At 65.9% G+C, this 2340-nt stretch carries 5 protein-coding genes; 2 read left to right on the top strand and 3 right to left on the bottom strand.

What is annotated here, in order from left to right:
* Nucleotides 1–235 precede the first annotated feature (235 nt).
* Nucleotides 236–718, bottom strand: a complete 483-nt coding sequence (locus DFP89_RS19870; protein WP_114351028.1) for a hypothetical protein — start codon at nt 716–718, stop codon at nt 236–238.
* A gap of 65 nt (nt 719–783) precedes the next feature.
* On the bottom strand, nt 784–1089 hold the full coding sequence (locus DFP89_RS19865) for a hypothetical protein (RefSeq protein ID WP_114351027.1): 306 nt from the start codon (nt 1087–1089) through the stop codon (nt 784–786).
* Between the two features lie 81 nt (nt 1090–1170).
* Between DFP89_RS19865 and DFP89_RS19860 the strand changes: the two genes are divergently transcribed.
* Nucleotides 1171–1431: a helix-turn-helix domain-containing protein gene (locus tag DFP89_RS19860; RefSeq protein WP_245948907.1), complete on the top strand. Its 261-nt coding sequence runs from the start codon at nt 1171–1173 to the stop codon at nt 1429–1431.
* A 13-nt stretch (nt 1432–1444) separates the two neighbouring features.
* Here the strand turns inward: DFP89_RS19860 and DFP89_RS19855 are convergent, their stop codons facing one another.
* Complete coding sequence (locus DFP89_RS19855; RefSeq protein ID WP_114351026.1) at nt 1445–1888, bottom strand: hypothetical protein; 444 nt, start codon at nt 1886–1888, stop codon at nt 1445–1447.
* A gap of 52 nt (nt 1889–1940) precedes the next feature.
* Here DFP89_RS19855 and DFP89_RS21220 point away from each other — a divergent pair, with 52 nt between their 5' ends.
* On the top strand, nt 1941–2219 hold the full coding sequence (locus DFP89_RS21220; protein ID WP_181870417.1) for a helix-turn-helix domain-containing protein: 279 nt from the start codon (nt 1941–1943) through the stop codon (nt 2217–2219).
* Nucleotides 2220–2340 lie beyond the last annotated feature (121 nt).

The raw sequence follows: 2340 nt of genomic DNA, 5'->3' as shown, positions 1-2340 counted from the left end.
CGACGGGGTGGCCAGCGGCGCGGCCAGGATCAGGCCGAGGCAGGTGGTCAGAGCGAGGGTCTTGAGCATGGGGGCGTCCTCCGGAAACGGGCATAGAAGTGGGATATCCGCCGCGCGGCGACGCGGCGGGGGTCATCTGGTGCATGGAATCGTTGGGCGGCGGCTCCTGCGCGCCGCGCGCGGATTGCGTTCGTCAGCTGTCCGCGTTGCGCATCGCGGCCCGGACGTGTAGATCCTAGCGGATCAGCGCTTCGAAGCTGGCAAACGTCCCGTCGGGCGTCGGACGATAGCCAAGGCCTTGCAGCGTCGCCTCGATGTTCCGTCCGGGATCCACGCCCGGATGGCAGGCGCGCAGATACATGTTCGCAACCAGTTCCGTCGCACCAGAGATCTGGCCGAGGTTCAGCCCCTGATAGCCGCCGCCACCCTGCATCCCGAAGGCCGGGCGGGCGGTGCTGCAAAAGAACCGCACCTCGGAGGGCGCGTCGAATTGCAGGCGCTTTTTCGGCGTGTCGGGCCGGGCCGAGACCGCCTGACGCAGCGTGACCCGGACAAGATCACCCGGCACCCGTGCCGAGCCCTGCCCTTCGACACGGCGGTCGCTTTGGTCGTAATGCAGGCATTCGCCCATCTTGCAGCGGCCAAGATAGGTCTCGGCCGCGACCGGGCTGGCAAGGGCGGCCAGCGCGAGGCCGAGGAAAAGGGATTTTGCGTTCATGCGGGACTCCTGCGAAAGACGTGTGAGATCAAAGGGGATTGGGGAACGCGGTCAGGCAGCGGTCCTCAGCGGAACCAATATTCCTGGCCGCGGCTGAAGATCACGCTGCCAGACTGAAAGACCAGCCCCAGCGCGACGGCGCCACAGACGACGGCGCCTTCCCAGACGCCGGTCGCCCAGAACACCGCTAGCCCCGCCAGAGACAAAGCCAGCAGGCGCCGCAGCTTCGGGATCTTTTCCGGTCCGACGACGCGACCGCTGGCGATGCGGCCGACGCCGCGCTGTGCATGGCAGGCGGGGCAAGTCCGGACGCTGCGTTTGACCGGCGTGCCACAATGGCCGCAGTCGATGGTGGGGGATTGCTCAGGCATCGCGGGCCTCCGTCAGATCACGATTTGAATTCATAGCATTTGCGGTGTAACATCCTTCCCGAACCATCCGGAGCACAGCCCTTGTCGATCAAACCCGCGCCCCGCACCGTCGAGCCTTTGGTCGAGGCCTTCGCCACCGTCCTGCGCCGCCGGCGCCTGGCGCAGGACCTGTCACAAGAGGCGCTGGCCCGGCGCGCCGATGTCTCGATGCGCTTTGTTTCGCTCCTGGAGCTCGGCCGCCACATGCCGACGATCAACACCATGCAAAAGCTCGCCAAAGGGCTGGGCGTGCCGCTGTCGGATCTGGTCCGCGAGGCCGAAGCGGAACCGGCGAAGGAATAGCGGGGCGGCTGCATCAGCCCCTCTCCCGCGCCGCCAGCAGCCGCATCGCATCCGCCAGCACGCCCGCCTCGAACTCGGGTCGCAGCGCGCCGTCGAGCGAGAGCATCGCGATCTTGAGGCGCAATTCGGCCAGATTCCCGGCCGACCGCGCCGCAAGCCCGGTCTCGAGATCGCGGATGCGATGCTGGATCCGGTCCATCTCCGCCATCGCTGCGCGGCCTGCGTCAGTCGCTGCAAAGCCCGCTTCGGCCGCGCGACGGTCGCAGGCCGCATATTCGCTCCAGGCCTGTTCCAGCGCAGCTTGGGTCGTCGGGAACTCAGGGTCAATCTGGTGGTCAGCACCTTCCCCGGCGCCGCCAGCCTGCATCAGATCCGATAGATCCGGCAGCGACAGGCCGTCCGCTCCCTCTGTCGAAACATCATTCAGGCGGCCATTGTCGATTTCCGGTTCCTGCATCGGCCACCCCTGAACACTGATTGAACTCACTGCACGATGTGAGCAATATACAGTGATATTTGCAAGAGGGGCAGCGACAATTATTTCTGGCATCAAGACACGCCCGACAGATCCGCTCATTCCCGCCTTCGCCACGGCGCTAAGAAGGCGGCGCGAGGCGCTGGATCTGTCGCAAGAGGCACTGGCCCGGCGCGCCGGCATCTCGACGGTCTTCGTCGGCAGGGTCGAAAGCCTGCGCAATCAGCCGACGATCAACTCCATGCAGAAGCTGGCGAAGGGATTGGACGCGGATAGTGCCCCACGGCGTGGTGTAGGAGCGTCGACCTTCTGAGAGGTCTGGGTCTGTCAGGTAGCCACGGCAGGCAGCCTGACGTTGGGATTGTCGGTGACGCGGGCGAGCGTTTCAAGGCTCATGTATCGCCGCGCGACGGCCCACTCGTCGTTGGTCTCGA

This window comes from Paracoccus lutimaris (assembly GCF_003337565.1).
GTDB classification, from domain to species: Bacteria; Pseudomonadota; Alphaproteobacteria; order Rhodobacterales; family Rhodobacteraceae; genus Paracoccus; species Paracoccus lutimaris.
The sequence above is the reverse complement of the archived record's forward strand: the minus strand, read 5'-3'. Positions and strand labels throughout refer to the sequence as shown.